This is a genomic window from Campylobacter sp. 2018MI13 (genome assembly GCF_018501135.1).
Lineage (GTDB): Bacteria > Campylobacterota > Campylobacteria > Campylobacterales > Campylobacteraceae > Campylobacter_E.
In genome coordinates this window covers 1-447 of record NZ_JAHCZC010000225.1, presented here as the reverse complement: position 1 = coordinate 447, position 447 = coordinate 1, and the positions used below count along the sequence as shown (strand labels likewise).

The window sequence follows — 447 nt, the reverse complement described above, 5'->3', positions numbered from 1 at the left end:
ACTGTGAGCGTCCCAGCGCAAGCCAGGTCTATCCCGTAAGTCAAGTCGCGGAAACGCCGCGGTACCAAGGGCGCGGACCCGAAGGAGGTCATCCATGCCGCACGCGCGCACTAGTGCCGAACCCGACGACGGACTGTCCACGAGGCAGCGGCGATTACGCCCGGTGCTGGTGGTTAACACCGGTGAGGGTAAGGGGAAAACGACGGCGGCTATGGGAACCGCCCTGCGTGCCTGGCATCAGGGATGGCGAGTTGGGGTCTTTCAGTTCGTGAAATCCGGGCGCTGGCACGTCGGTGAGGAAGATGCTCTTCGGGCGCTCGGACAGCTGCATGAGGAGATCGGCGTCGGAGGGCCGGTCACCTGGGAGGTGATGGGTACCGGGTGGTCTTGGACACGATCCTTTGATGCTGCGGAGAACCCTGAGGCGGCCGCCCGGGAAGGATGGCG

The 447-nt window shown here is 64.9% G+C and carries 1 protein-coding gene; it reads left to right on the top strand.

Going from position 1 to position 447, the window contains the following annotated elements:
• Positions 1-94: 94 nt before the first annotated feature.
• A partial coding sequence (locus KJQ99_RS11355) for a cob(I)yrinic acid a,c-diamide adenosyltransferase (protein WP_214150716.1) occupies positions 95-447 on the top strand: 353 nt, incomplete at its 3' end.